This window comes from Paraburkholderia sabiae, from assembly GCF_030412785.1.
Lineage (GTDB): Bacteria > Pseudomonadota > Gammaproteobacteria > Burkholderiales > Burkholderiaceae > Paraburkholderia > Paraburkholderia sabiae.
The window spans coordinates 678,635-700,974 of the sequence record NZ_CP125295.1 but is presented as its reverse complement, the minus strand read 5'-3'; the positions used below and the strand labels follow the sequence as shown (position 1 = coordinate 700,974).

21 protein-coding genes are annotated in these 22,340 nt (G+C 61.9%); 8 read left to right on the top strand and 13 right to left on the bottom strand.

From position 1 onward, the window contains the following. Positions 1-53 precede the first annotated feature (53 nt). The 3 genes from QEN71_RS03135 (at position 54) to QEN71_RS03125 (ending at position 3,062) form a co-directional block, all read left to right on the top strand. Positions 54-1,085 (top strand): CDP-6-deoxy-delta-3,4-glucoseen reductase, encoded by a 1,032-nt coding sequence (locus QEN71_RS03135; protein WP_201650624.1) that lies wholly within the window; start codon positions 54-56, stop codon positions 1,083-1,085. 337 nt (positions 1,086-1,422) lie between these two features. Next, positions 1,423-2,607, top strand: a complete 1,185-nt coding sequence (locus QEN71_RS03130) for an acetylornithine transaminase (protein ID WP_201650625.1) — start codon at positions 1,423-1,425, stop codon at positions 2,605-2,607. Beyond that, positions 2,604-3,062 carry a GNAT family acetyltransferase gene (locus QEN71_RS03125; protein ID WP_201650626.1) on the top strand — a complete coding sequence of 153 codons (459 nt, stop codon included), beginning with the start codon at positions 2,604-2,606 and terminating at the stop codon, positions 3,060-3,062. Before QEN71_RS03130 ends, QEN71_RS03125 begins: the two co-directional genes overlap by 4 nt. A gap of 658 nt (positions 3,063-3,720) precedes the next feature. Here the strand turns inward: QEN71_RS03125 and QEN71_RS03120 are convergent. The 7 genes from QEN71_RS03120 to QEN71_RS03090 form a co-directional block, all read right to left on the bottom strand. After that, a complete protein-coding gene (locus QEN71_RS03120) occupies positions 3,721-4,437 on the bottom strand; it encodes an ABC transporter ATP-binding protein (protein WP_201650627.1) in 717 nt (238 codons plus the stop codon). Continuing rightward, positions 4,437-5,213: an ABC transporter ATP-binding protein gene (locus QEN71_RS03115; protein WP_201650628.1), complete on the bottom strand. Its 777-nt coding sequence runs from the start codon at positions 5,211-5,213 to the stop codon at positions 4,437-4,439. Before QEN71_RS03115 ends, QEN71_RS03120 begins: the two co-directional genes overlap by 1 nt. Before the next feature lie 18 nt (positions 5,214-5,231). Further along, positions 5,232-6,401 carry a branched-chain amino acid ABC transporter permease gene (locus tag QEN71_RS03110; protein ID WP_201650629.1) on the bottom strand — a complete coding sequence of 390 codons (1,170 nt, stop codon included), beginning with the start codon at positions 6,399-6,401 and terminating at the stop codon, positions 5,232-5,234. A gap of 18 nt (positions 6,402-6,419) precedes the next feature. Then, on the bottom strand, positions 6,420-7,370 hold the full coding sequence (locus QEN71_RS03105) for a branched-chain amino acid ABC transporter permease (protein WP_201650630.1): 951 nt from the start codon (positions 7,368-7,370) through the stop codon (positions 6,420-6,422). A 228-nt stretch (positions 7,371-7,598) separates the two neighbouring features. Then, entirely contained in the window at positions 7,599-8,798 is a 1,200-nt protein-coding gene (locus QEN71_RS03100) for a branched-chain amino acid ABC transporter substrate-binding protein (protein WP_201650631.1), read from the bottom strand. Positions 8,799-9,336: 538 nt separating this feature from the next. Then, positions 9,337-10,296: a 4-hydroxy-3-methylbut-2-enyl diphosphate reductase gene (gene ispH / locus QEN71_RS03095; RefSeq protein ID WP_201650632.1), complete on the bottom strand. Its 960-nt coding sequence runs from the start codon at positions 10,294-10,296 to the stop codon at positions 9,337-9,339. A 2-nt stretch (positions 10,297-10,298) separates the two neighbouring features. Then, a complete protein-coding gene (locus QEN71_RS03090; protein ID WP_201650633.1) occupies positions 10,299-10,754 on the bottom strand; it encodes an FKBP-type peptidyl-prolyl cis-trans isomerase in 456 nt (151 codons plus the stop codon). 189 nt (positions 10,755-10,943) lie between these two features. Here QEN71_RS03090 and radC point away from each other — a divergent pair, with 189 nt between their 5' ends. The 4 genes from radC to nadB all read left to right on the top strand — a co-directional run bounded on the left by radC (position 10,944) and on the right by nadB (position 14,173). Next, positions 10,944-11,672, top strand: coding sequence for a RadC family protein (radC, locus tag QEN71_RS03085; protein ID WP_201650634.1), 729 nt, complete (start codon positions 10,944-10,946; stop codon positions 11,670-11,672). Between the two features lie 257 nt (positions 11,673-11,929). Beyond that, on the top strand, positions 11,930-12,163 hold the full coding sequence (gene rpmB, locus QEN71_RS03080; RefSeq protein ID WP_004186391.1) for a 50S ribosomal protein L28: 234 nt from the start codon (positions 11,930-11,932) through the stop codon (positions 12,161-12,163). 10 nt (positions 12,164-12,173) lie between these two features. Further along, a complete protein-coding gene (gene rpmG / locus QEN71_RS03075) occupies positions 12,174-12,341 on the top strand; it encodes a 50S ribosomal protein L33 (RefSeq protein WP_004185395.1) in 168 nt (55 codons plus the stop codon). Positions 12,342-12,574: 233 nt separating this feature from the next. After that, positions 12,575-14,173 (top strand): L-aspartate oxidase, encoded by a 1,599-nt coding sequence (nadB, locus tag QEN71_RS03070; protein WP_201650635.1) that lies wholly within the window; start codon positions 12,575-12,577, stop codon positions 14,171-14,173. A 79-nt stretch (positions 14,174-14,252) separates the two neighbouring features. On the opposite strand, the gene nadC is transcribed toward nadB, so the two are convergent. From nadC to purN, 6 genes are all read right to left on the bottom strand, one after another. Then, positions 14,253-15,155, bottom strand: coding sequence for a carboxylating nicotinate-nucleotide diphosphorylase (nadC, locus tag QEN71_RS03065; RefSeq protein ID WP_201650636.1), 903 nt, complete (start codon positions 15,153-15,155; stop codon positions 14,253-14,255). After that, on the bottom strand, positions 15,155-16,285 hold the full coding sequence (gene nadA, locus QEN71_RS03060; RefSeq protein WP_201650637.1) for a quinolinate synthase NadA: 1,131 nt from the start codon (positions 16,283-16,285) through the stop codon (positions 15,155-15,157). Before nadA ends, nadC begins: the two co-directional genes overlap by 1 nt. Before the next feature lie 132 nt (positions 16,286-16,417). Next, positions 16,418-17,614 (bottom strand): DesA family fatty acid desaturase, encoded by a 1,197-nt coding sequence (locus tag QEN71_RS03055; RefSeq protein ID WP_201650638.1) that lies wholly within the window; start codon positions 17,612-17,614, stop codon positions 16,418-16,420. A 205-nt stretch (positions 17,615-17,819) separates the two neighbouring features. Next, positions 17,820-19,175: a mechanosensitive ion channel family protein gene (locus QEN71_RS03050; protein WP_201650639.1), complete on the bottom strand. Its 1,356-nt coding sequence runs from the start codon at positions 19,173-19,175 to the stop codon at positions 17,820-17,822. A gap of 86 nt (positions 19,176-19,261) precedes the next feature. Next, on the bottom strand, positions 19,262-20,521 hold the full coding sequence (locus QEN71_RS03045) for an RsmB/NOP family class I SAM-dependent RNA methyltransferase (RefSeq protein ID WP_201650640.1): 1,260 nt from the start codon (positions 20,519-20,521) through the stop codon (positions 19,262-19,264). Further along, positions 20,518-21,183, bottom strand: coding sequence for a phosphoribosylglycinamide formyltransferase (gene purN, locus QEN71_RS03040; RefSeq protein ID WP_201650641.1), 666 nt, complete (start codon positions 21,181-21,183; stop codon positions 20,518-20,520). The genes QEN71_RS03045 and purN overlap by 4 nt, the downstream gene beginning before the upstream one ends. Positions 21,184-21,302: 119 nt before the next feature. Between purN and QEN71_RS03035 the strand changes: the two genes are divergently transcribed. Next, positions 21,303-22,295 carry a bifunctional riboflavin kinase/FAD synthetase gene (locus QEN71_RS03035; RefSeq protein ID WP_201650642.1) on the top strand — a complete coding sequence of 331 codons (993 nt, stop codon included), beginning with the start codon at positions 21,303-21,305 and terminating at the stop codon, positions 22,293-22,295. Positions 22,296-22,340: the final 45 nt, after the last annotated feature.

The following is a 22,340-nucleotide window of genomic DNA, read 5'->3' as shown; positions in this document are numbered from 1 at the left end:
GATCCACGATACGCATTGGTTACCGACTCCCTGTATTCGAAGATTGAACGCATATGGCATTTAACGTAACGCTCCGGCAAAGCGGCCGGCAGTTTCAGGTGGAACCCGACGAACCCGTGCTGACGGCCGCCCTTCGCCAGGGCATCGGTCTGCCGTACGGCTGCAAGAACGGCGCATGCGGCTCGTGCAAGGGTGCCGTCGTCGGCGGTGAAGTCGAGCAGCGCGCGCATTCGTCGTCGGCGCTGTCGAACGACGAGAAGACGCGCGGCATGGCGCTGCTGTGCTGCACGACGGCCTGCACCGACCTCGAAATCGACATCCGCGAAATCACGGGCCTCGGCGACGTGCAGATCAAGAAGCTGCCGTGCCGCGTGAATGCGATCGAGCGCGTGGCCGACGACGTCGTCGTGCTCAAGCTGCAACTGCCCGCAAACGAGCGTCTGCAGTACATGGCCGGCCAGTACCTCGAATTCATCCTGAAGGACGGCAAGCGGCGCAGCTATTCGATGGCGAATGCGCCGCACACGGAAGGTCCCGTCGAGCTGCACATCCGTCACATGCCGGGCGGCGCGTTCACGGATCACGTCTTCAACACGATGAAGGAGCGCGACATCCTGCGCTTCGAGGCGCCGCTCGGCACCTTCTTCCTTCGCGAAGAATCGGACAAGCCGATCGTGCTGCTCGCTTCGGGCACGGGCTTCGCGCCGCTGAAGGCGATCGTCGAGCATGCCGCGTTCAAGAACATCACGCGCCCGATGACGCTCTACTGGGGCGCGCGTCGCAAGAAAGACCTGTACATGATGGAGCTCGCCGAGCAATGGGCGCGCGAGATCCCGAACTTCAAGTTCGTGCCTGTGCTGTCCGAGCCGGACGCGGACGACGCATGGACGGGCCGCACGGGCTTCGTTCATCGCGCCGTCATCGAAGATCTGCCAGACTTGTCGGCGTATCAGGTGTACGCGTGCGGCGCACCTGTCATGGTCGAATCGGCGCAGCGCGATTTCACGCAGCATCATCGCCTGCCGGAAGACGAGTTCTATGCGGATTCGTTCACGAGCGCAGCCGATCTCGCGAACCCCGTCTGATCGTTGCGCAGTCATCCGCATCGACTGATTGGCGGAGATGAAACCGGCCGGCAAACGTGAAGACATGCAAATTGCAGGTTTACATGGGCGCCGGCATTGTCGTATTCTTTCGCGCATGAACCGCATCCTGTCCGAACTTCGACGTCGCCGCTCGCTGCTCCCTTAGGGGCGCCGCTGGCTTCGTCACGGATTCGCGCGAACAACGCGCAAGCAGTTCGAATCATGAAAGCCACGGCATGCCGTGGCTTTTTGTATTTCTGGCGTTTCCTTTCTTTCCGTTGCTGGGCCATTTTGTCCGAGGCGGTTTCTTATCCCTGTTTGCCTGGAGCCTGTAGCCATGAACTTCAATGAGTATCCGATCGATTCGCTGATGTACATCACGAACCGGCCCGAAATCGTTTTCACGCACGGCAAGGGCTCGTGGCTCTATGACAACACCGGCAAGCGATATCTGGATTTCATTCAGGGCTGGGCCGTGAACAGCCTGGGCCATTGCAACGACGGCGTAATCGAAGCGCTCACGCAGCAGGCGCGCACGCTGATCAATCCGTCGCCGGCGTTCTACAACGAGCCGATGGCGAAGCTCGCCGGCCTGCTCACGCAACACAGCTGCTTCGACAAGGTGTTCTTCACGAACAGCGGCGCCGAAGCGAACGAAGGCGCGATCAAGCTCGCGCGCAAGTACGGCAAGAAGTTCAAGAACGGCGCGTACGAGATCATCACGTTCGATCACGGCTTCCACGGCCGCACGCTGGCGACGATGTCGGCGAGCGGCAAGCCCGGCTGGGACACGATTTATGCGCCGCAGGTGCCGGGCTTCCCGAAGGCCGATCTGAACGACATCGCTTCCGTCGAGAAGCTGATCACCGACAAGACCATCGCCGTGATGCTCGAGCCGATCCAGGGCGAAGGCGGCGTGCTCCCGGCCACTCGTGAGTTCATGCAGCAACTGCGCGAGCTGACGACGAAGCACAATCTGCTGCTGATCGTCGATGAAGTGCAAAGCGGTTGTGGCCGTGCGGGGACGCTGTTCGCGTACGAGCTGTCGGGCATCGAGCCGGACGTGATGACGCTGGCGAAGGGCATCGGCAGCGGCGTGCCGCTCGGCGCGCTGCTGTGCAAGAAGCATGTCGAGGTGTTCGAAGCGGGCGACCAGGGCGGCACGTATAACGGCAATCCGCTGATGACGGCAGCCGGCTATTCGGTGATCTCGCAGCTGACGGCGCCCGGTTTTCTCGAAGGCGTGCGGGCGCGCGGCGAGTATCTGCGCGCGAAGCTGCTCGAACTGTCGGCAGAGCGCGGCTTCGAGGGCGAGCGCGGCGAAGGTCTGCTGCGTGCGTTGCTGCTCGGCAAGGACATCGGCAACCAGATCGTCGAGAAGGCGCGGCTGATGCAGCCTGACGGCCTGTTGCTCAACGCTGCGCGTCCGAATCTGCTGCGCTTCATGCCCGCGCTCAATGTGACGACGGAAGAGATCGATCAGATGATGTCGATGCTGCGGTCGATTCTGGATACGCTGTGATAGACGCGCCACTGTCGATCCGCGCGTTCGATGCGGCCGACACGGATGCCGTGATTGCGTTGTGGCTCGAAGCGTTCCCGGAGTATGGGGATACGAGCAGGCCGCAGCGCAATCCGCATCTTTCAATCAAGAACAAGCTCACTACGCAGCCTGAGTTGTTCTTTGTTGCTGTTGCCGGTGCCCGGATTGTGGGCACTGTGATGGCGGGGTATGACGGGCATCGCGGGTGGATGTATTCGCTTGCCGTTGATTTTGCCTGCCGGCGGCATGGGATTGGGACTCGACTCGTGCGTCACGCCGAGGCCGCTCTTGCTGCTCGCGGTTGTCCTAAAGTAAATCTTCAGGTGCTTAGCGTGAAAGCCGATATCCGTGGGTTTTATGAGGCACTCGGGTATCGGGTCGATGATGTCGTTAGTCTCGGGAAGAGGCTCGATCTTGTCTGCGACGCTGGGTAGTGGTTTGGTTTTCGCTTTGCTGGCATCCGCGATTCGTTAGCGTTGTTCATGCGTTGCCCCTGTGCGGGGCGGCACCTACTTTTCTTTGCAGCGGCAAAGAAAAGTAGGCAAAAGAAAGCCGCTTTAACCCTCCGGTGCCTGCCGGGATAGCGCTACGGCGCACTGTCCTTGAGTTGTCGCGCAGCGACGCGACACTCCGTAGAAAGCCCGCAGTCAACCGCACGCGTCGTGAAAGACTCGACCCAGTTGGGGCACATTCGGCTGGCTTGTTGACTTGTGCTTCGACTCCGCAAATTGCTCCACGGGTTTCTTTCGGCCGAATGTGCTGTAAATGCGGATGGGTTTTCATCCTGCGCGTGGTTGACTGTGGGCTTCCTACGGAGTGTCGCGTTGCTGCGCGATAGCTCAACTGCGATATGTCGCAGCGCTATCCGGGCAGGCACCGTAGGGTTAAAGCGGCTTTCTTTGGTTACTTTCTTTGCCGCTGCAAAGAAAGTAACTGCCGCCCCGCACAGGGGCAACACTAATAGACCGATACGAATTCGCGGATGCCAGCGCAGCAAAACACCGCGGATCCCAGCGAAGAAATAAAAAAGGCCACATGTTCATCACATGCAGCCTTCGAACCACAGATCAGAGCTCGCCCTGCAAGGGCAAATTACTCCCCGAGGTATGCAGCCCGCACCTTAGGATCATCAAGCATCTGCTTGGCGTCACCAGACATGGTGACAGTCCCGGAATCCATCACATACCCACGATCAGCGGCCTGCAGAGCCAGACGAGCATTCTGCTCAACGAGCATCACCGTAATGCCTTCCTTGGAAATCTCACGCACCACTTCGAAGATCTTCTCGACCATGATCGGCGACAGGCCCATCGACGGTTCGTCGAGCAGCAGCAGCTTCGGCTTCGAGATAACGGCACGGGCCATCGCCAGCATCTGCTGTTCACCGCCGGACAACGTACCGGCCAGCTGCGTAGCACGCTCCTTCAAACGCGGGAAAAAGCCGAACATCCGCTCGACGTCCTTCTTGATGCCGTCCGCGTCGTTACGCAGATAAGCACCCATCTGCATATTCTCGACGATCGACATACGCGCGAAGATCCCGCGACCTTCCGGCACCATCGCCAGACCGCGCTTCAGCAGCTCATGCGGCGGCACGCCCTTGATCGACTGGCCCATGTACTCGATGTCGCCGGCCGAGTACGGCTTCAGGCCCGTGATCGCCTTCATCGTGGTCGTCTTGCCCGCGCCATTGGCGCCGATCAGCGTAACGAGTTCGCCCTGCGCGATCTCCAGGTCGACGCCCTTGACGGCCTGAATGCCGCCGTAGTTGACCTGAAGGCCCTTGATTTTCAACATTGCCGTAGCCATCAGTGAACCCCCGCGCCCAGATATGCCTCGATCACCTTCGGGTCCTTCTGCACGTCATGCGGCAGACCTTCGGCGATCACCTTGCCATAGTCGAGCACCGTCATCCGGTTGCACAGACCCATCACCAGTTTCACGTCGTGCTCGATCAGCAGGATCGTCTTGCCGTCCGCGCGGATCTTGTCGAGCAGCTTCGTCAGTTCGACCTTCTCCGTCGCGTTCATGCCGGCAGCCGGTTCGTCGAGCGCGAGCAGCTTCGGATCGGTCGCCAATGCGCGTGCGATTTCCAGACGGCGCTGGTGACCATACGACAGGTTGCGCGACGTGTAGTCCGCGTATTGCAGCACGCCGACGTATTCGAGCAGTTCGAGCGCGCGTTCCTTGATCTCGCGCTCTTCCTGACGCTCAGCCGGCGTCTGGAACACGGCGCCCAGCAGGCCGTGCTTCGTGCGCACGTGACGGCCGACCATCACGTTTTCCAGCGCCGTCATGCCGCCGAACAGACGGATGTTCTGGAACGTACGCGCGATGCCCGCCTTCGCCACCTGATAGACGGCCGTCGGCGTGTACGGCGTGCCGTCGAGCTTGAATTCGCCCGAGTCCGGCGTGTAGAGACCGGTAATCACGTTGAAGAACGTCGTCTTGCCGGCGCCGTTCGGGCCGATCAGACCGTAGATCGTGCCTTCCTCGATCTGCAGGCCGACATCCGACAGCGCCTGCAAACCGCCGAAGCGCTTGTTCACGCCCTTCACGGACAGACGGATTTGTTTGTCGCTCATTTCTTTTACTCCTGTCCGTTAGGCACGCACCGGCTTCTTGCCGTTGCGCTTCGCGATCTTCGCGATCTTGTCTTCGTGCTTCGGCGACGGCCACAGGCCTTCCGAGCGGTACAGCATGATCAGCACCATCGCGAGTGCGTACACGAGCTGGCGGATCACTTCCGTATCGACGATTTCATGACCGAAGATCATGTGCTGCAGCGGACCCATCGTCGAGCGCAGGAATTCCGGCAGCACGGCGAGCAGCACCGCGCCGAGAATCACGCCGGGGATGTGGCCCATGCCGCCCAGCACCACGCAGGCCAGCACGACGATCGATTCCGGCAGCGTGAACGATTCCGGCGACACGAAGCCCTGGAACGCGCCGAACATCGCGCCCGACAGGCCGCCGAACGACGCGCCCATCGCGAACGCCAGCAGCTTCACGTCACGCGTGTTGATGCCCATTGCCTTCGCGGCGATTTCGTCTTCGCGGATCGCGGCCCATGCGCGGCCGATACGCGAGTGCTGCAGACGCGTACAGACCCAGATCACGAACAGCGCGCACAGCACGAACACGTAGTAGTACGAGTACACCGACGGGAACTGGAAACCGAACAGCGAGTGCGACTGCGCGAGGCTGAAGTCGCCGACGTGGATCGGATCGATACCCGTGATGCCCTTCGGGCCGTTCGTGATGTTCACCGGACGGTCGAGGTTGTTCAGGAAAATACGAACGATTTCCCCGAAGCCCAACGTCACGATCGCGAGGTAGTCGCCGCGCAGACGCAGCGTCGGCGCACCGAGAATCACGCCGCAGATCGCCGCGATCGCCATCGCGCACGGAATGATGATCAGGAACGGCACGTGCAGTCCGTTCGGTGCGAAATGCGCGATCCATTCGAATTGCGACGAGAGGTGCGGCGACGACAGCAACGCCGCCGTGTAAGCGCCCACCGCGTAGAACGCGATGTAGCCCAAATCCAGCAGGCCGGCGAAGCCGACCACCACGTTCAGACCCAGCGCCAGCATCACGTACAGCATCGCGAAGTCGAGCACGCGGACCCAGTAGTTGCCGCCGGCCGCGCCGATGATCATCGGCGCGACGATGACGAACACAGCGGTGATGAGGCCCACCGTCAGCGTCTTCGTCATGTTGCGTTCGGGGACGAGCGTCGTCGACGGCTCGATCGGTTGAATTGAGGTCATTATGTTTGCTCCTTTCCCTTACGCACGATCCGCGACACGTTCGCCGAGCAGCCCCGACGGACGGAACACCAGCACGATGATCAGCACGATGAATGCGAACACGTCCTGGTAGTTACTGCCGAACACGCCACCCGTCAGGTTGCCGATGTAGCCGGCGCCCAGCTGTTCGATCAGACCGAGAATCACGCCGCCGACCATCGCGCCGCCGAGATTGCCGATACCGCCGAGCACAGCCGCCGTGAACGCCTTCAGGCCGGGAATGAAGCCCATGTAGAAGTGCGCGTTGCCGTATTCCGACGCGATCATCACGCCCGCCAGCGCCGCCAGCGCCGAGCCGATCATGAAGGTCGCCGAGATCACGAAGTTCGGATTCACGCCCATCAGCGACGCAACGCCCGGGTTCTCGGCGATCGCGCGCATCGCGCGGCCGAGCTTGGTCTTGTGCACGAGGAGCAGCAGGCCCGCCATCACGAGGAACGCGACGACGATGATCACGATTTCAGTCATCGAGATCACGGCGCCCGGCGTGGTGTCCGTGGCCTTGATCACGTTGAGGGGATCGGTGGGCAGCAGCTGCGGGAACGGCAGCGGGTTGCGCGACCAGATCATCATCGCGAGCGTCTGCAGCAGGATCGACACGCCGATCGCGGTGATCAGCGGGGCGAGACGGGGTGCCTTGCGCAACGGCCGGTAGGCGACGCGCTCGATCGTGTAGCCCACGAGCGCACATACGATGGCGGCGATCACCAGCGCGATACACAGCGTCGGCACATTGCCGAGACCGGGGAAGTGGTTCTGCAACACACCGATGGACGAGAGCGCGACCATCGCGCCCACCATCAGAATGTCGCCGTGCGCGAAGTTGATGATGCCGAGAATGCCGTACACCATCGTGTAGCCCAGTGCGATGATGGCGTAGACACTACCAAGCACCAGTCCGTTGATGACCTGCTGGATGAAAATATCCATTTAATGCTCCTTGGCCCGTGCGACTGGATTCGCGCGCTTCATCTGCCGGTTGGCGCTGATGAGTGACGCAAATCGCAACGGCACTGCGGGTACTGATATAAAAGACCGGTAAGGGTTATCTTCATCGACCGTTCGTGGCCGCTGGGTTGCAGCGGCCCGCACGCTCGACGCGGATGCAAAAACGGCACCGTCGGATGGTCCGGTGCCGTCAGGCTGTACGTCCCGTCATTACATCTTCACGACGTCGAGGACCGCTTTCTTGCCGTCCTTGAAGTCGTAAAGCGTAATCGCACCTTCTTTCAGGTCGCCCTTGTCGTCGAATGCGATGTGGCCGATCACACCTGTGTAATCGGTCGAAGGCATCGCAGCGAGCACCTTGGGCGGCTCGATCGAATTGGCGCGCTTCATTGCATCGACGATCACGTACACAGCGTCATACGTGAACGGCGCGTAAATCTGCACCGGCGTGTGGAAGCGTGCGTCGTACTTCTTTTCGAAGTCCGCTCCCCTTTCCATCTTCGAAAGCGCAAGGCCTGCTTCCGAACATACGAGGTTCTGGACGGCACTGCCCGCCAGCTCCCCTACCTTGTCGGTGCACACGCCGTCGCCGCCAAGGATTTTTGCCCTGATTCCGAGCGCCGCTGCCTGTTTCGTAAACGGCCCGCCCGTTGCATCCATGCCGCCGAACATGATGGCGTCCGGCTGGGCACTTTTGATCTTTGTGAGGATGGCCCGGAAATCCGTGGCCCGATCATTGGTCGCCTCGCGCGCAACAATTTTCGCGCCGCCCGCTTCCGCCGTCTTCGCGAACTCGTCGGCAAGACCTTTGCCGTAGGCAGTCGCGTCATCGACGACGGCGATCCGTTTCGCGCCGAGTGCTTTCGTCGCGTAGTTCGCCAGTGCCGGGCCCTGCTGCGCATCGGTCGCAACGACCCGGTAGGTCGTCTTGAAGCCCTGCTGCGTGTAGGCCGGATTCGTCGACGACGGCGAGATCTGCACAATGCCCGCGTCGCTATATATCTTCGAGGCCGGAATCGATACACCCGAATTCAGATGCCCGACGACCGCCACCACGTGATCGTCCACCAGTTTCTGCGCGACCTGCGTGCCCGTCTTCGGATCGCCCGCATCGTCCTGCGCGTCCAGTTGCAGCTGGATTTTGCGGCCGTCGATGGTCAACCCCTGCGCGTTGATCTCTTCAATAGCGAGACGCGCCCCGTTTTCATTGTCCTTACCCAGATGTGCAATGCCGCCCGTCAAAGGGGCCGCATGACCGATCTTCACGACGGTCACTTCGCTTGCGGGCGCTGCCGAGGCTGCCGTTGCAGCCGACGCGCTCTTGTCCGCTTCGCCATCGTTCTTTTTGCTGCACGCGGTCATCGCAACCGCGGCCGCGATGGTCACGGCACAAGCAAACTTGACTCGCATTAAATAGGTCTCCTGCGCCTTGCAAAATCTGGCGTTCCAAGGCGCTAAAGCCTTGAGAACGCGCGCATTGTAACTCCAATTCTGCGACGGGCAATATTGCTGAATGCGCAGGGTTTTCCTGCATTGCAACCGCATTTCGAGACATCTAGCGCGTTATCGTTGCAACCTGGTTGCGCCAGTTTTTTGTGCATCAGTTGCACCAGCAACGATGCATTGCCACACCAGTTGTTGCAGTGATTCCCGCGTCAGCCCGATGCTGCGGACTTCAACCCATCGACCCGTCCCAATATTGCGTCGCGGCGCAGATGCACCGATTTTGTGCGTTCGAACGGCCTTTGTTGCGATCATCAGACGAAAAACAGGGCGCGATCGGCTGCTTGAACCCAAATTACGCCTCGAAAAACAAAAAGAATGTTCGCCTCGACACCGTCACTTTCTAGTTTTTATGTGATATGGCACCGTTTTTCCAGCGATTTCGGAGGTCTCGGGGCAATAAAAAAGCGCGCCCGCGGCGCGCTTTTTCGATGGGGACAGGTCGTCAGGCCGGCAAACCGAGCCCGCGCGGCAACGGAAACGCGATGTTTTCCTCGATACCTTCGAGCGCACGCACGTTGCGCACGCCCAGTTCGCGCAGACGGCCAATGACAGCCTGAGCCAGCGCCTCGGGCGCCGACGCGCCCGCCGTCACGCCGATCCGGCGCTTGTCCGCGACCCATGCGGGATCGATCTGATCCGGCGAGTCCACCATATAGGACGGAACGCCGAGCTTTTCAGCCAGTTCGCGCAGGCGGTTGGAGTTCGAGCTGTTCGGGCTGCCGACGACGATCACTACATCGCACTGCGGCGCCATGAACTTGACGGCGTCCTGGCGGTTTTGCGTCGCGTAGCAGATGTCCTGCTTCTTCGGTTCCTTGATGTTCGGGAACTTCGCCTTCAGCGCGGCGATGATCTGCGCGGCGTCGTCGACGGACAGCGTCGTCTGCGTCACGTAAGCGATGCGGTCGGGGTCGGCCAACTCCAGCGCCTGCACGTCGTCGATATCTTCGACGAGATACATGCCTTCGCCCGTCTGCCCCATCGTGCCTTCCACTTCGGGGTGGCCCTTGTGGCCGATCATCACGATGTCGAAGCCTTCCGCGCGCATCTTCGCGACTTCGATGTGCACCTTCGTCACCAGCGGGCACGTTGCGTCGTACACGCGCAGGCCGCGCTCGTCGGCTTCCGCGCGAACGGCCTTGGACACGCCGTGCGCACTGAAGATCACTGTGCTGCCCGCCGGCACTTCTTCGAGTTGTTCGATGAAGATCGCGCCCTTCTTGCGCAGATCTTCGACGACATACGCGTTATGAACGATTTCGTGACGCACGTAGATCGGCGAACCGTACAGCTTGATGGCGCGCTCGACGATCTCGATCGCCCGATCGACGCCGGCGCAAAATCCGCGCGGTTGCGCAAGCAGGATTTCAGCTTCGGCGAGAGTCGTGTCCGTGATGCTCATGTTTACAGGATCCCGATGATTTTTACTTCGAACGTCAGCGCCTGGCCGGCGAGCGGATGGTTGAAATCGAAGAGAGCCGAGGTTTCGCCGACCTCTTTCAGCACGCCGGCGTAGCGTCCGCCGCCCGGCGCATTGAATTCGACGAGATCGCCGGGAGAAAAATCCTCACCGATCATGCTGTTTTCGCGCAGCGTGGCCAGCGACACGCGCTGGATCAGCTCTGGATTGCGCGGGCCGAATGCCTCACCCGGTTCTAGCTGAAAGGTCGAGTGGTGACCCACCTTCAATCCCAGCAGAATGTTTTCCAGCGGCGGCGCCAACTGGCCGGCGCCCAGCAGCAGCGTGGCGGGTTTCTCGTTGAAAGTGCTGACGACTTCGGCGCCATCGGCGAGCGAAAGCCGGTAGTGAAGCGTCACGTGCGAACCGGGTTTCACTTCGGAGATGTCGATGATGCTCATGCGGTACTCGTTCGGTCGTGGCGCGCGGCGCTTGAACGCTGCGGCGCAGGTCGCGCGCATGGCGGGCCCGTGCGAGGCCGGGGATGCCGTGCGCAAAGGCTCTATTGTAAGCCACATATCCCGAGCCGGCTGGAACGTTGCTGTGCGGCGCGCCGTCGCCGCTTCATCCGAATTTCGAAGGACGTAGCCATGAACGACACGATAGTCATCCCGCTCACCAACGCGGAAAAATCCCCGATACGCCGCGCCCCGCCTGCGTGGCCGGCGCGCGATATGCCACGTGAACGCCTGCTCGATGCGGGTCCGGGCGCACTCTCCGACACCGAACTGGTCGCGCTCGTGCTCGGCTCGGGGCTGCCCGGACATAATGTTTTCGACGTCGCGCGCTCGCTGCTGCAGCGCTTCGGTTCGCTGCGCGCGATGCTCGACGGAACGCCGGAAGATTTCGACGGCATGCGCGGCGTCGGTCCGGCCAAACGCGCGCAATTGCTGGCGATCATGGAAATGGCGCGGCGCGCGCTGGCGGAAAAGATGCGCGAGCGTCCGCTGATCGATTCGCCCGAAGCCGTCGAAGACTATTTGCGGCTGCTGATCGGCTCGCGTCCTTATGAAGTGTTCATCTGCCTGTTTCTCGACACGCGGCACCGGCTGATCCGCTCGGAGGAAAATTCGCGCGGCTCGCTCACGCGCATGGCCGTGTATCCGCGCGAAATCGTGCGGCGTGCGCTTTCCGTCAATGCAGCGAGCCTGATCGTCGCGCATAATCACCCGTCCGGCGCAGTCAAGCCGAGCGCCAGCGACCGCCAGCTGACGCGTGTGTTGCGCGACACGCTCGCTTTGATCGACGTGCAACTGATCGATCATCTTGTGATTGGCGCAAACGAGACGTTTTCTTTCGCCCGCGCCGGCTGGCCTTGAAGCGCGCCGCGACGGGCCGCGCAGGCATTGAAGCCATAGACGTCTGCCTTCCACGTTGATGTATCGTCGCAAATAAGGTTTGATTTTTCGGCTCTTTTTCTGCTACTATCTCGGTTTGCCTCTTCCAACCCCTGTTCCGAAGCCACAAGGCCTTCTCGGAAAGCAAGCGATTCAAGTCGGCTACGGCTCGGTCCACATGTTTTCCCGGGAAACTTCACGGCGTTCGAACTCAGAATTAGCGTATTAGGAGTGCTCTCATGGCACGCGTATGCCAAGTAACTGGGAAAGCGCCGATGAGCGGCAACAACGTTTCCCACGCGAACAACAAGACCAAGCGTCGTTTTCTCCCGAATCTGCAAAACCGCCGTTTCTGGGTTGAAAGCGAAAACCGTTGGGTGCGCCTGCGCGTTTCGAACGCCGGCCTGCGCCTGATCGACAAGAACGGTATCGACTCCGTGCTCGCTGACCTGCGCGCACGTGGCGAAGCCTAAGGAGTAAATCATGGCCAAGGGCGCACGCGACAAGATCAAGCTGGAATCGACCGCAGGTACGGGTCACTTCTACACCACGACGAAGAACAAGCGCAACATGCCGGAAAAGATGGAGATCATGAAGTTCGATCCCGTCGCTCGCAAGCATGTGGCGTACAAGGAAACGAAGATCAAGTAATCTCGTTTTCTGCCTGTTGACGATGAAAAGCCCCGCTTCTGCGGGGCTTTTTGTTTTTCATCTCTGGCTTTGCGCTATCCCGCCGTTATTACCCTGCTTCCGGCGCGCGCAACAGACTAAGCCGTTCGGCCTGCTTTTCCTCGCAGGCTGCAACGCGTATGCTCTTCGGTTTCCAATCGAATGGCTGTGGCGGCGTTCGCTGCACCGGCCGCGCAATACGACGGAGAGAGGAGATGAATTTCGATGTAGCGATTGTCGGCAGCGGCCTTGCCGGTTTGAGTGTCGCGCTGAATCTCGCAGAGACACGGCGCGTCGCCGTGATCGCCAAACGCTCGCTGACCGAGGGCGCCAGCGACTGGGCACAAGGCGGCATCGCGGCTGTGCTCGATTCAGCGGATAGCGTCGAGAATCACGTCGATGACACGCTGATCGCTGGCGGTGGCTTGTGCGACGAGGCCGCTACGCGCTTCATCGTCGAGCATGGCCGCGAGGCAATCCAGTGGCTGATCGATCAAGGCGTGCCGTTCACGAAAGACGATGCCGCCGAGCTCGGCTTTCACCTGACGCGCGAAGGCGGCCACAGCCATCGGCGCATCATTCACGCGGCAGACGCGACGGGCCACGCCGTCGTCGCGACGCTGAGCGAACGGGTGCGGCAGCATCCCAACATCACGCTGCTCGAAGATCACTACGCGATCGACCTGATCACGTCCGACCGCCTCGGCCTGCCCGGCCGGCGCTGTCATGGCCTCTACGCGCTCGATCTGACAAGCGGGCGCACCGTCACGATCGAAGCGCCTCACACGGTTCTGGCAACGGGCGGCGCCGGCAAGGTCTACCTCTACACGACGAACCCCGATACCGCGACGGGGGATGGCATCGCGATGGCCTGGCGCGCCGGATGTCGTGTGTCGAACATGGAGTTCATCCAGTTTCATCCGACGTGTCTGTTCCATCCCTACGCGAAGTCGTTCCTGATTTCGGAAGCAGTCAGAGGAGAAGGCGGCATTCTTAAGCTGCCGGACGCCACGCGCTTCATGCCCGCACACGACGAACGCGCCGAACTGGCGCCGCGCGATATTGTCGCCCGTGCGATCGACTTCGAGATCAAGAAGCGCGGTATCGATTGCGTGTATCTCGACATCAGCCATCAATCGCCTGAATTCCTGCGCGAGCATTTTCCGACTATTCTTGCCCGTTGCCTGGAGTTCGGCATCGACATTACGAAAGAGCCGATTCCCGTCGTGCCCGCCGCGCACTACACCTGCGGTGGCGTCGTAACGGATCTCGCGGGACGCACAGATCTGGCCGGGCTGTACGCCGTCGGCGAAACATCGTGCACGGGTCTGCACGGTGCAAACCGGCTCGCGAGCAATTCGCTGCTCGAATGTCTGGTGATCGGCCGGTCGGCGGCACAGGCGATCGAGCAGGAAGGTTTCGGCGCTGCCGTGCACGCGCCGCTGCCCGACTGGGACGAAAGCCGCGTGTCCGATCCCGACGAGGAAGTGGTCGTCGCGCACAACTGGGACGAACTGCGGCGCCTGATGTGGAATTACGTCGGCATCGTGCGCACGGACAAGCGGCTTGCGCGCGCGAAGCACCGGCTCGCGCTGCTGCGTGACGAAATCCACGAGTATTACGCGAACTTCAAGGTGAGTCGCGATCTGCTTGAGTTGCGGAATCTGGTGGATGTGGCTTCGTTGATCGTCGAAGGCGCACGTTCGCGGCGCGAAAGTCGCGGCCTGCACTACAGCCGCGACTGGCCGAACGCGTTGCCGAAGGCGCTGCCGACCGTGCTTTCGCCCGAACGCGTGCCGAACCGGAACGTTTAGCGGGACTCGCGTCGCATTGAAAAGGCCATCGCCAGTCAGACTGGCGATGGCCTTTTTCTTGAACGCCTACGCTATTCGGCTAGACGATGCGCATCGAAAAATCGGTCGCGCGCACGTCCTTGGTCAACGAACCTACCGACACGCGGTCGACGCCCGTCTCCGCGATCTGCCGGATCGTGTCGAAGTTCACTCCACCGGATACTTCCAGCACCGCCCGCCCCGCCGTGATGCGCACCGCGTCGCGCATCATGTCGAACGAGAAGTTGTCGAGCAGCACGGACTGCGCGCCGTGAGCGAGCGCCGACTCCAACTGCTCCAGCGTTTCGACTTCGATCTGGATCGACACAGCCGCGTTCAGCGCGAGCGCCGCCCGCATCGCCGCGCCGACACCGCCCGCCGCCGCGATGTGATTTTCCTTGATGAGAATGCCGTCGTAGAGCGCGAGCCGCTGATTCGCGCCGCCGCCCACGCGCACCGCGTACTTTTGCGCGAGTCGCAAACCCGGCAGCGTCTTGCGCGTATCGAGCACACGGGCGCGCGTATGCGCGATCGCATCGGCGAACTTGCGCGTCGCGCTCGCGACGCCCGACAGCATCTGCAGAAAGTTGAGCCCGTTACGCTCTGCCGTCAGCAGCGAGCGCGCCGGCCCGCGCAGCGTGCACACCACCGAATCCGCCGCCATGCGGTCGCCTTCGCGATAACGCCATTGCACTTCAATACGCGGATCGACGCGACGCATCACTTCGTCGAACCACGGCACGCCGCACAGCACCGCCTCTTCGCGCACGATGATGCGCGCGTCGCGCATCTCGTCTGCGGGAACGAGAAGGCCCGTCAGATCGCCGCTGCCGACGTCTTCCCCGAGTGCATCGGCGACGTTGCGCGCGATCGCCGCAGCGAACGCGTCGCCATACTGCGCCTGAACTTCCGCGAAAAGCGGCGAGACGGCGTCTTTCAACTCCAGCGATTCACTCGCGCCCATCAAGCCGCTCCAATGTTCGAGAACAGCGCGGTATCGCGCGCGAGATCGCCGCTCGCCTGCACGCGCTTCTTGTGACGCGCGGCGAAATCGAGCATGCGATCGATCGGCAGACGCGCGCGCTCGCCAATCGCCGGATCGACGAAGATTTCGTTGTGGCCGCGCTCCAACACTTCAACGAGATTGCGCAGCCCGTTCATCGCCATCCACGGACAATGCGCGCAACTCTTGCACGTTGCGCTGTTGCCGGCCGTGGGCGCTTCGATAAAGGTCTTGCCGGGCGCAGCGAGACGCATCTTGTGCAGGATGCCGAGGTCGGTCGCGACAATGAAGTGCGTCGCGCTGCTGTTCTTCGCTGCGTCGATCAACTGCGTTGTAGAGCCAACGACGTCGGCCTGCGCCACCACACCTTCAGGCGACTCAGGATGCACGAGCACTTTCGCGTCCGGATACTCGGCCCGCAGAAGATCGAGTTCGACGCCTTTGAACTCATCGTGAACGAGACAAGAGCCTTGCCACAGCAGCATGTCGGCGCCCGTCTTTTTCTGGATATAGCTGCCGAGATGGCGATCCGGCGCCCAGATGATCTTTTCACCACGCGCATGAAGATCGGCGACGATCTCCAGCCCGATCGACGACGTCACCATCCAGTCGGCCCGTGCCTTCACGGCCGCGCTTGTATTCGCATACACGACGACCGTGCGGTCCGGATGCGCATCGCAGAAGGCAGAAAACTCGTCGACGGGGCAGCCGAGATCGAGCGAACAGGTCGCATCCAGGTCCGGCATCAGAATGCGCTTGTTTGGACTGAGAATCTTCGCGGTCTCGCCCATGAAGCGCACGCCGGCGACCACCAGCGTCTGCGCGTCGTGGTCGCGTCCGAAGCGGGCCATTTCAAGTGAATCGGCCACGCAACCGCCCGTTTCGTCCGCCAGTTCCTGCAATTCAGCGTCGACGTAGTAATGCGCGACGAGCACTGCCTTTTCGCGCTTGAGCAAGCTGCGAATACGCTCCTTCAACGCGAGTCGTCCCTGCGTTGACGGCGCATCGGGCACTTTCGCCCAAGCCTGGCCGATGCTGCAGGCCGTGCCTTGCGGACGGTCGTACTCGACGCTCCTGATCGCCTGATTCATGATCTCCTCTGCCCTGCTGATTCTGCCGCCGACAGCCGATTCTGCGAACCGATTTCGGCGGCCCAAAAAAGCAAAACCCCGCCAACGCGGGGTTTTGTGACGTAACGAAAGTTTAATAGATTTCGTCGCGAATCAGGCGTAGCGCCGCAGGCGCATCGCAAATTCCTGCAGGGCCTTGATGCCGCTTTGCTCAGCGCGGTGACACCAATCTTGCAATTGCACCAGCAGTTGTTCGCGCGATGCGTTCGAACGTTCCCACATCGCCGCGAGTTCGTTGCGCAGTTCAATGTAAGTGCGCAACTTCTGGCTGCTTGCGAAAATCTGCGGCAACTGGAGACGCTGCGGCTCGTCGAGACCGGCCTCTTCCTTGTGGAACCAGCTACGCGCGCCGCGCATCAGCTGATATTTCTCGCGCGCACCGACTTCCTTCAGATGCGCCAGTTCCTGACGGTACGCACGCTTGATCGCCTTCGCGTAGCTCGCCATGACTTCATAGCGGTTCGCCAGCACGGCTTGCAGCGTGTCCTGATCGAGCACGAGCTTGCCGGTAGTCAGACGCGGCGTCGGCGCGATCTTCTTCACCTTGGCGAGACGGAACGCCGACATGATGCGGATATACATCCAGCCGATATCGAACTCGTACCACTTGTTCGACAGCTTCGCGGACGTCGCATACGTATGGTGGTTGTTGTGCAGTTCTTCGCCGCCGATGATGATGCCCCACGGGAACAGATTCGTGCTCGCATCCGACGAGTTGAAGTTGCGATAACCCCAGAAGTGTCCGAGACCATTGACGACGCCAGCCGCCCAGAACGGAATCCAGATCATCTGCACGGCCCACACGGTCAGACCGACGATGCCGAACAGCGCGACGTCGATGACCATCATCAGGCTCACGCCGAGAATCGGATACTTCGTATAGACGTTGCGCTCGAGCCAGTCATTCGGCGTGCCGTGGCTGAACTTGCGCATCGTTTCTTCGTTCTTCGCTTCGGTGCGATACAGTTCGGCGCCTTCGAGCAGCACCTTCCAGATACCGCGCGTCTGCGGGCTGTGCGGATCTTCTTCCGTTTCGCACTTTGCGTGGTGCTTGCGGTGAATCGCGGCCCACTGGCCCGTCAGCATGCCCGTGCTCATCCACAGCCAGAAGCGGAAGAAGTGACTTGCGATGGGGTGCAGATCCAGCGCGCGGTGCGCCTGGCAGCGATGGAGATAGACCGTGACGCCGATAATCGTCACGTGCGTGACGGCGAGCGTCCACAACACGATTTGCCACCACGAAAAACGCAATGCGCCGTGGGCAAGGAAATCAAGCAGGGAATTCAACAAGGCCATTTACCTGGAAACGAAGACATTCGCGCAAGGATACAACGGCGGATGTCAAGGAAGTGAAAGCAATTGAAGATTTTGGACGTTATTCTACGCGAACGGTTCCAAGTATCTGTAACAAAAAAGGATTTTGTTGTGCTGCATCAACTGCAGACGCGCCGATTGAGGGTCGAAGCGGCCATTTTCGACCCCGGGAACGCCCGTTTCAGGCGGCGCTGCCCGGTTCGTTGGCGGCACGTCCAGTCACACTTACCGCCTGCGACATGATGTCGCTATTGCCCTCGACAATGCGCACTTCCCGTTGCGCATAAGGAATCGCGATGCCGTTTTCCTTGAAAAGCCGCCAGATGTTGCGGTTCACGTTCGAGCGCACGCCCGACGTGCCCGTCGCCGCGTCTTCGATCCAGTAACCGAGTTCCAGATTGATGCCGTCCGGCCCGAAGCCCGCCAGATATGGCGTCGGCGCCGGTTCCCGCAACACACGCTCGACACCCGCCGTCGCCTCGACCAGCAACGCCATCGCCTTCTCGACATCCGTCGAATAGGCGATCTGGACCGTCGCCTTCGCATTGCCGCGTGTCAGATACGACGACTGGTTCTGCACGACGTCGGTGATCAGTTTTTCGTTCGGAATCAGCGTTTCGATCCCGTCGAGTCCGCGCACGACGGTATAACGCGTGCGGATCTGCGTGACCATGCCTTGCAGCCCGCTCACGTTGATCGTGTCGCCGATCCGCAGCGACCGGTCGATCAGGATGATGAAGCCCGACACGTAGTTGCTCGCAATCTTCTGCAAGCCGAAGCCAAGCCCCACGCCCAGCGCGCCGCCAAACACGCCGAGCACCGTGATGTCGATTCCGACCAGCGACAGACTGATCAGAATCGCCGCGAGAATCAGCAGCGCCCGGCCGACGCGCGACAGCACCACTTTCAGGTTCGCGTCGAGCGCGCCTGCGCGCATCAGCCGGTCTTCGAGCGCCGCGCCGAGCCACATCGCGACGATCATCGTCACGCACACCCACAGCAACCCTGACAGCAGCGACAGCAAGGTCAGGTGCGTATTGGCGATGCGGAACTGCACGCTCGCCATCCATTTGAGCACGTCGTTCTGGATGCCCATGACCGTCAGCACCATGCCAACCCAGACGATCAGCGACACGACCTTCTCGACCAGCGACAGCCACGTATGCGTGCTGCCGTCGCGCCCGAACACGCGGCGCGCGAGATAGAACACGATGTAGATCAGCCCGATGCCGAACAGCGGCACCAGCGCGAGATCGAGCAGCGACGTGTGGATGAACTGCCCCGCGATCGCCCGCGCGATCCACACGAGCACGCCGCCGAGCAACGGAAAGAGCGCGCGATTGAGCGCTTCCGCACCGAATCGCAGCGCGTTATAGCGGGTTTCGCGCTGCGCATCCAAAGCACGCCGCGCGAGACGCGCGAGCACCCACGCAAGCGCCAGCGTGCCGAGCAGCACGCCGACCTGCCACAGGATCACGGGCTGGCCGAAGTCGCGCACGACGTCGCCCAGCATGTGAAAGAAGAGATGGTTTTGCATGTTGTTTCCAGCAGCCGGCACGACACGTCATTCACGAGCTGCGCACCGGCCGGACCGCCCGAAAGCGGCCCGTTGGCGTGACGCGCTTAGCCGCGGCGCTCCAGCACGGCCGCGAAGAAGCCATCCGTCGAATGACGGTGCGGCCACAGCGACAGGAAGTCGCCCATTTCCAGTTCGACGCGCTGTTCGGCGAGCACATCGCGCGCAGGCACCAGTTCGAAATCGGGATGATCGGCGAGGAACTGCTTCACGACGCCTTCGTTTTCGGCGTCGAGAATGCTGCACGTCGCGTAGACGAGACGGCCGCCCTTCTTCACGAGACGTGCGGCGCTCGTCAGGATGGACAGCTGCTTCGGCGTCAGTTCGGCGATCGATTCCGGCGACTGGCGCCATTTCAGATCGGGATTGCGGCGCAGCGTGCCGAGGCCGCTGCACGGCGCGTCGACCAGCACACGGTCGATCTTGCCCGCAAGCCGCTTGATCTTCGCGTCGTGTTCGCTGTCGATCAGAACCGGATTCACGTTCGACAGGCCGCTGCGCGCGAGGCGCGGCTTGAGCTTGGCGAGACGCCGGTCGGAGATGTCGAATGCGTACAGACGGCCCGTCGAGCGCATCGCCGCGCCGAGTGCCAGCGTCTTGCCGCCCGCGCCCGCGCAGAAATCGACGATCATCTCGCCGCGCTTGGGCGCGACCAGCGTACAAAGCAGCTGGCTGCCTTCGTCCTGCACTTCGAGCCAGCCGTCCTGGAACGCGTCGAGCTTCGTGAGCGGCGGCTTGCCGACCACGCGGACGCCGAGCGGCGCGTACGGCGTCGCGCCCGCCTCGATGCCCGCCTTCGACAGCGCGCCGAGCACGTCGTCGCGGCTCGCCTTGATCGGGTTCGCGCGCAGATCGAGCGGCGCCGGATAGTTCAGCGCGGCGGCCAGATGAGCGATTTCCTCGGCTTCGAAGCGGTTGCTGAGCGCCTGATAGATCCAGTCGGGCAGATTCATGCGGATACGCAGCGGCAGACTCTGCGGATCGATCTTCGAGACATGCTCGAGCCACGAGTTTTCCGCTTCCGACACGAACGGCTTCAGCGCCGTACGGCCCGCGGTCTGCATCAATCCGAGCAGCGCCATGCGGCGGTTCGGACTACCGGTGCCGCTTTCTGCCAGATGCGCAAATTCCATCCGGCGGCGCAGGACCGCAAACACGGCTTCCGCGATCACACCGCGCTCGCCGTGGCCGAGCTTCGGATGCGCGCGGAAAAAGCGGCTGGTTGCGGCATCGGCGGGGCCGGTGAACTTTAGGACGTCCGCAAGCAGAGTCTCAGTTTGTCCGATCAAAAATCCATGCAGTCTCATGCGCCCTCCCCGGCGGTGTTCTGGCTAATTGTGTCGATGAAGAGCCACTGCGGCTCGGGCGGCGTCACGGTGACGCGCAGGCCGTCGACGGCGAGGCGCCCTTCGACGAACCAGCGCACTGCGCGCGGATAAATAACATGTTCGGTGTCGAGCACGCGCGCCGCGAGCGTCGCGGCGTCGTCGCCGGAAAGCACGGGCACGGCCGATTGCAGCACGATCGGGCCGTGATCGAGCGTCGGCGTGACGAAATGTACGGACGCGCCATGCAGCCGCACGCCCGCGTCGAGCGCCGACTGGTGCGTCTTGAGGCCCGGAAAGCTCGGCAGCAGGGACGGATGCACGTTGATCATGCGGCCCGCGTAACGGTCGACGAAACCATCGGTCAGCACGCGCATGAAGCCGGCGAGCACGACCAGATCGGGCGCGAAGCCGTCGATTTCGCGCGCGAGCGCGGCGTCGAAGCTTTCGCGGTCAGGAAACTGGCGGTGGTCGACGACCACCGCGGCAATGCCTTGCGACGCCGCAAACGCAAGCCCGGCGGCATCGGGACGGTTGGCAATCACGGCGGCGACACGCGCCGGCCAGCCCTCGCTTGCGCACGCGCGCACGATGGCTTCCATGTTGCTGCCCCGTCCGGAAATCAGAATGACGAGATTTTTCATGCGCGGATTTTATCATTCGGCCATGCCGCAATCCGCGCGGCGGCGCCGTCTGTAGCCCTGTGCGTTTATAATCGATTGTTTTGCGGCATCCGGCCCGCTCAAATCCTTCGCCCGCTATCGTGAGAGTCTTCCGCGGTCTTCCCAATGCCGAGAGCCGTGCGCCGTGCGCACTGACCATCGGCAACTTCGACGGTGTCCACCGCGGACATCAGGCGTTGCTCGCCCGCGTCCGCGCTGCCGCAGACGCGCGCGGCCTGCCCGTCTGCGTGATGACCTTCGAGCCGCACCCGCGCGAGTTCTTCAATCCCGCCAGCGCGCCGCCGCGCATCGCCATGTTGCGCGACAAGCTCGAAGCGCTGCGCATGAACGGCGTCGATCGCGTGGTGGTCGAGCATTTCAATCACACGTTCGCGAGCCAGTCGCCGGATACGTTCGTCGAGCGGATCATCGTCAATGGCCTGCACGCGCGCTGGGTGATGATCGGCGACGACTTCCGCTACGGCGCGAAGCGCGCGGGCGACTTCAATTCGCTGAAAACGGCGGGCGAGTCGTACGGTTTCGAAGTCGAGCAGATGGCGACTGTCGCCGATCCGTCCGGCGCGCGCATTTCCAGTTCGGGCGTGCGCATGTCGCTGATCGCGGGCGATCTGGACTCGGCACGCGCCGCGCTGGGCCGCGACTATCTGATCAGCGGCCACGTCGTGCATGGTCTGAAGCTCGGCCGCGATCTCGGTTTTCCCACGCTGAATCTGCCTATCGCGCACAAGCGTCCCGCGCTGTCGGGCATTTTCATCGTGCAGGTGCACGGTATCGACGACAAACCGCTGCCGGGCGTCGCGAGTCTCGGCTTGCGTCCCACTGTCGACGATTCCGGCCGCGTGCTGCTCGAAGTGCATCTGCTCGACTGGCACGGCGACGCGTATGGCAAGCTGGTGCGCGTCGAGTTTCTCAAGAAGCTGCGCGACGAGGAAAAGTTCGTCGATCTCGAAACGCTGACGGCAGCAATCGCGCGCGACGTCGCGAACGCCCGCACGTGGTTCGAAGCCATCGGCGACGCGCCGGGCAGCCGTTCTACAGGTTTCGCCACGTCGGCAACCGATCGAATTAGATGACCGCCGCGGTACGTGCAGGCGCTTGAGCGAAGCACGTACCGTCCG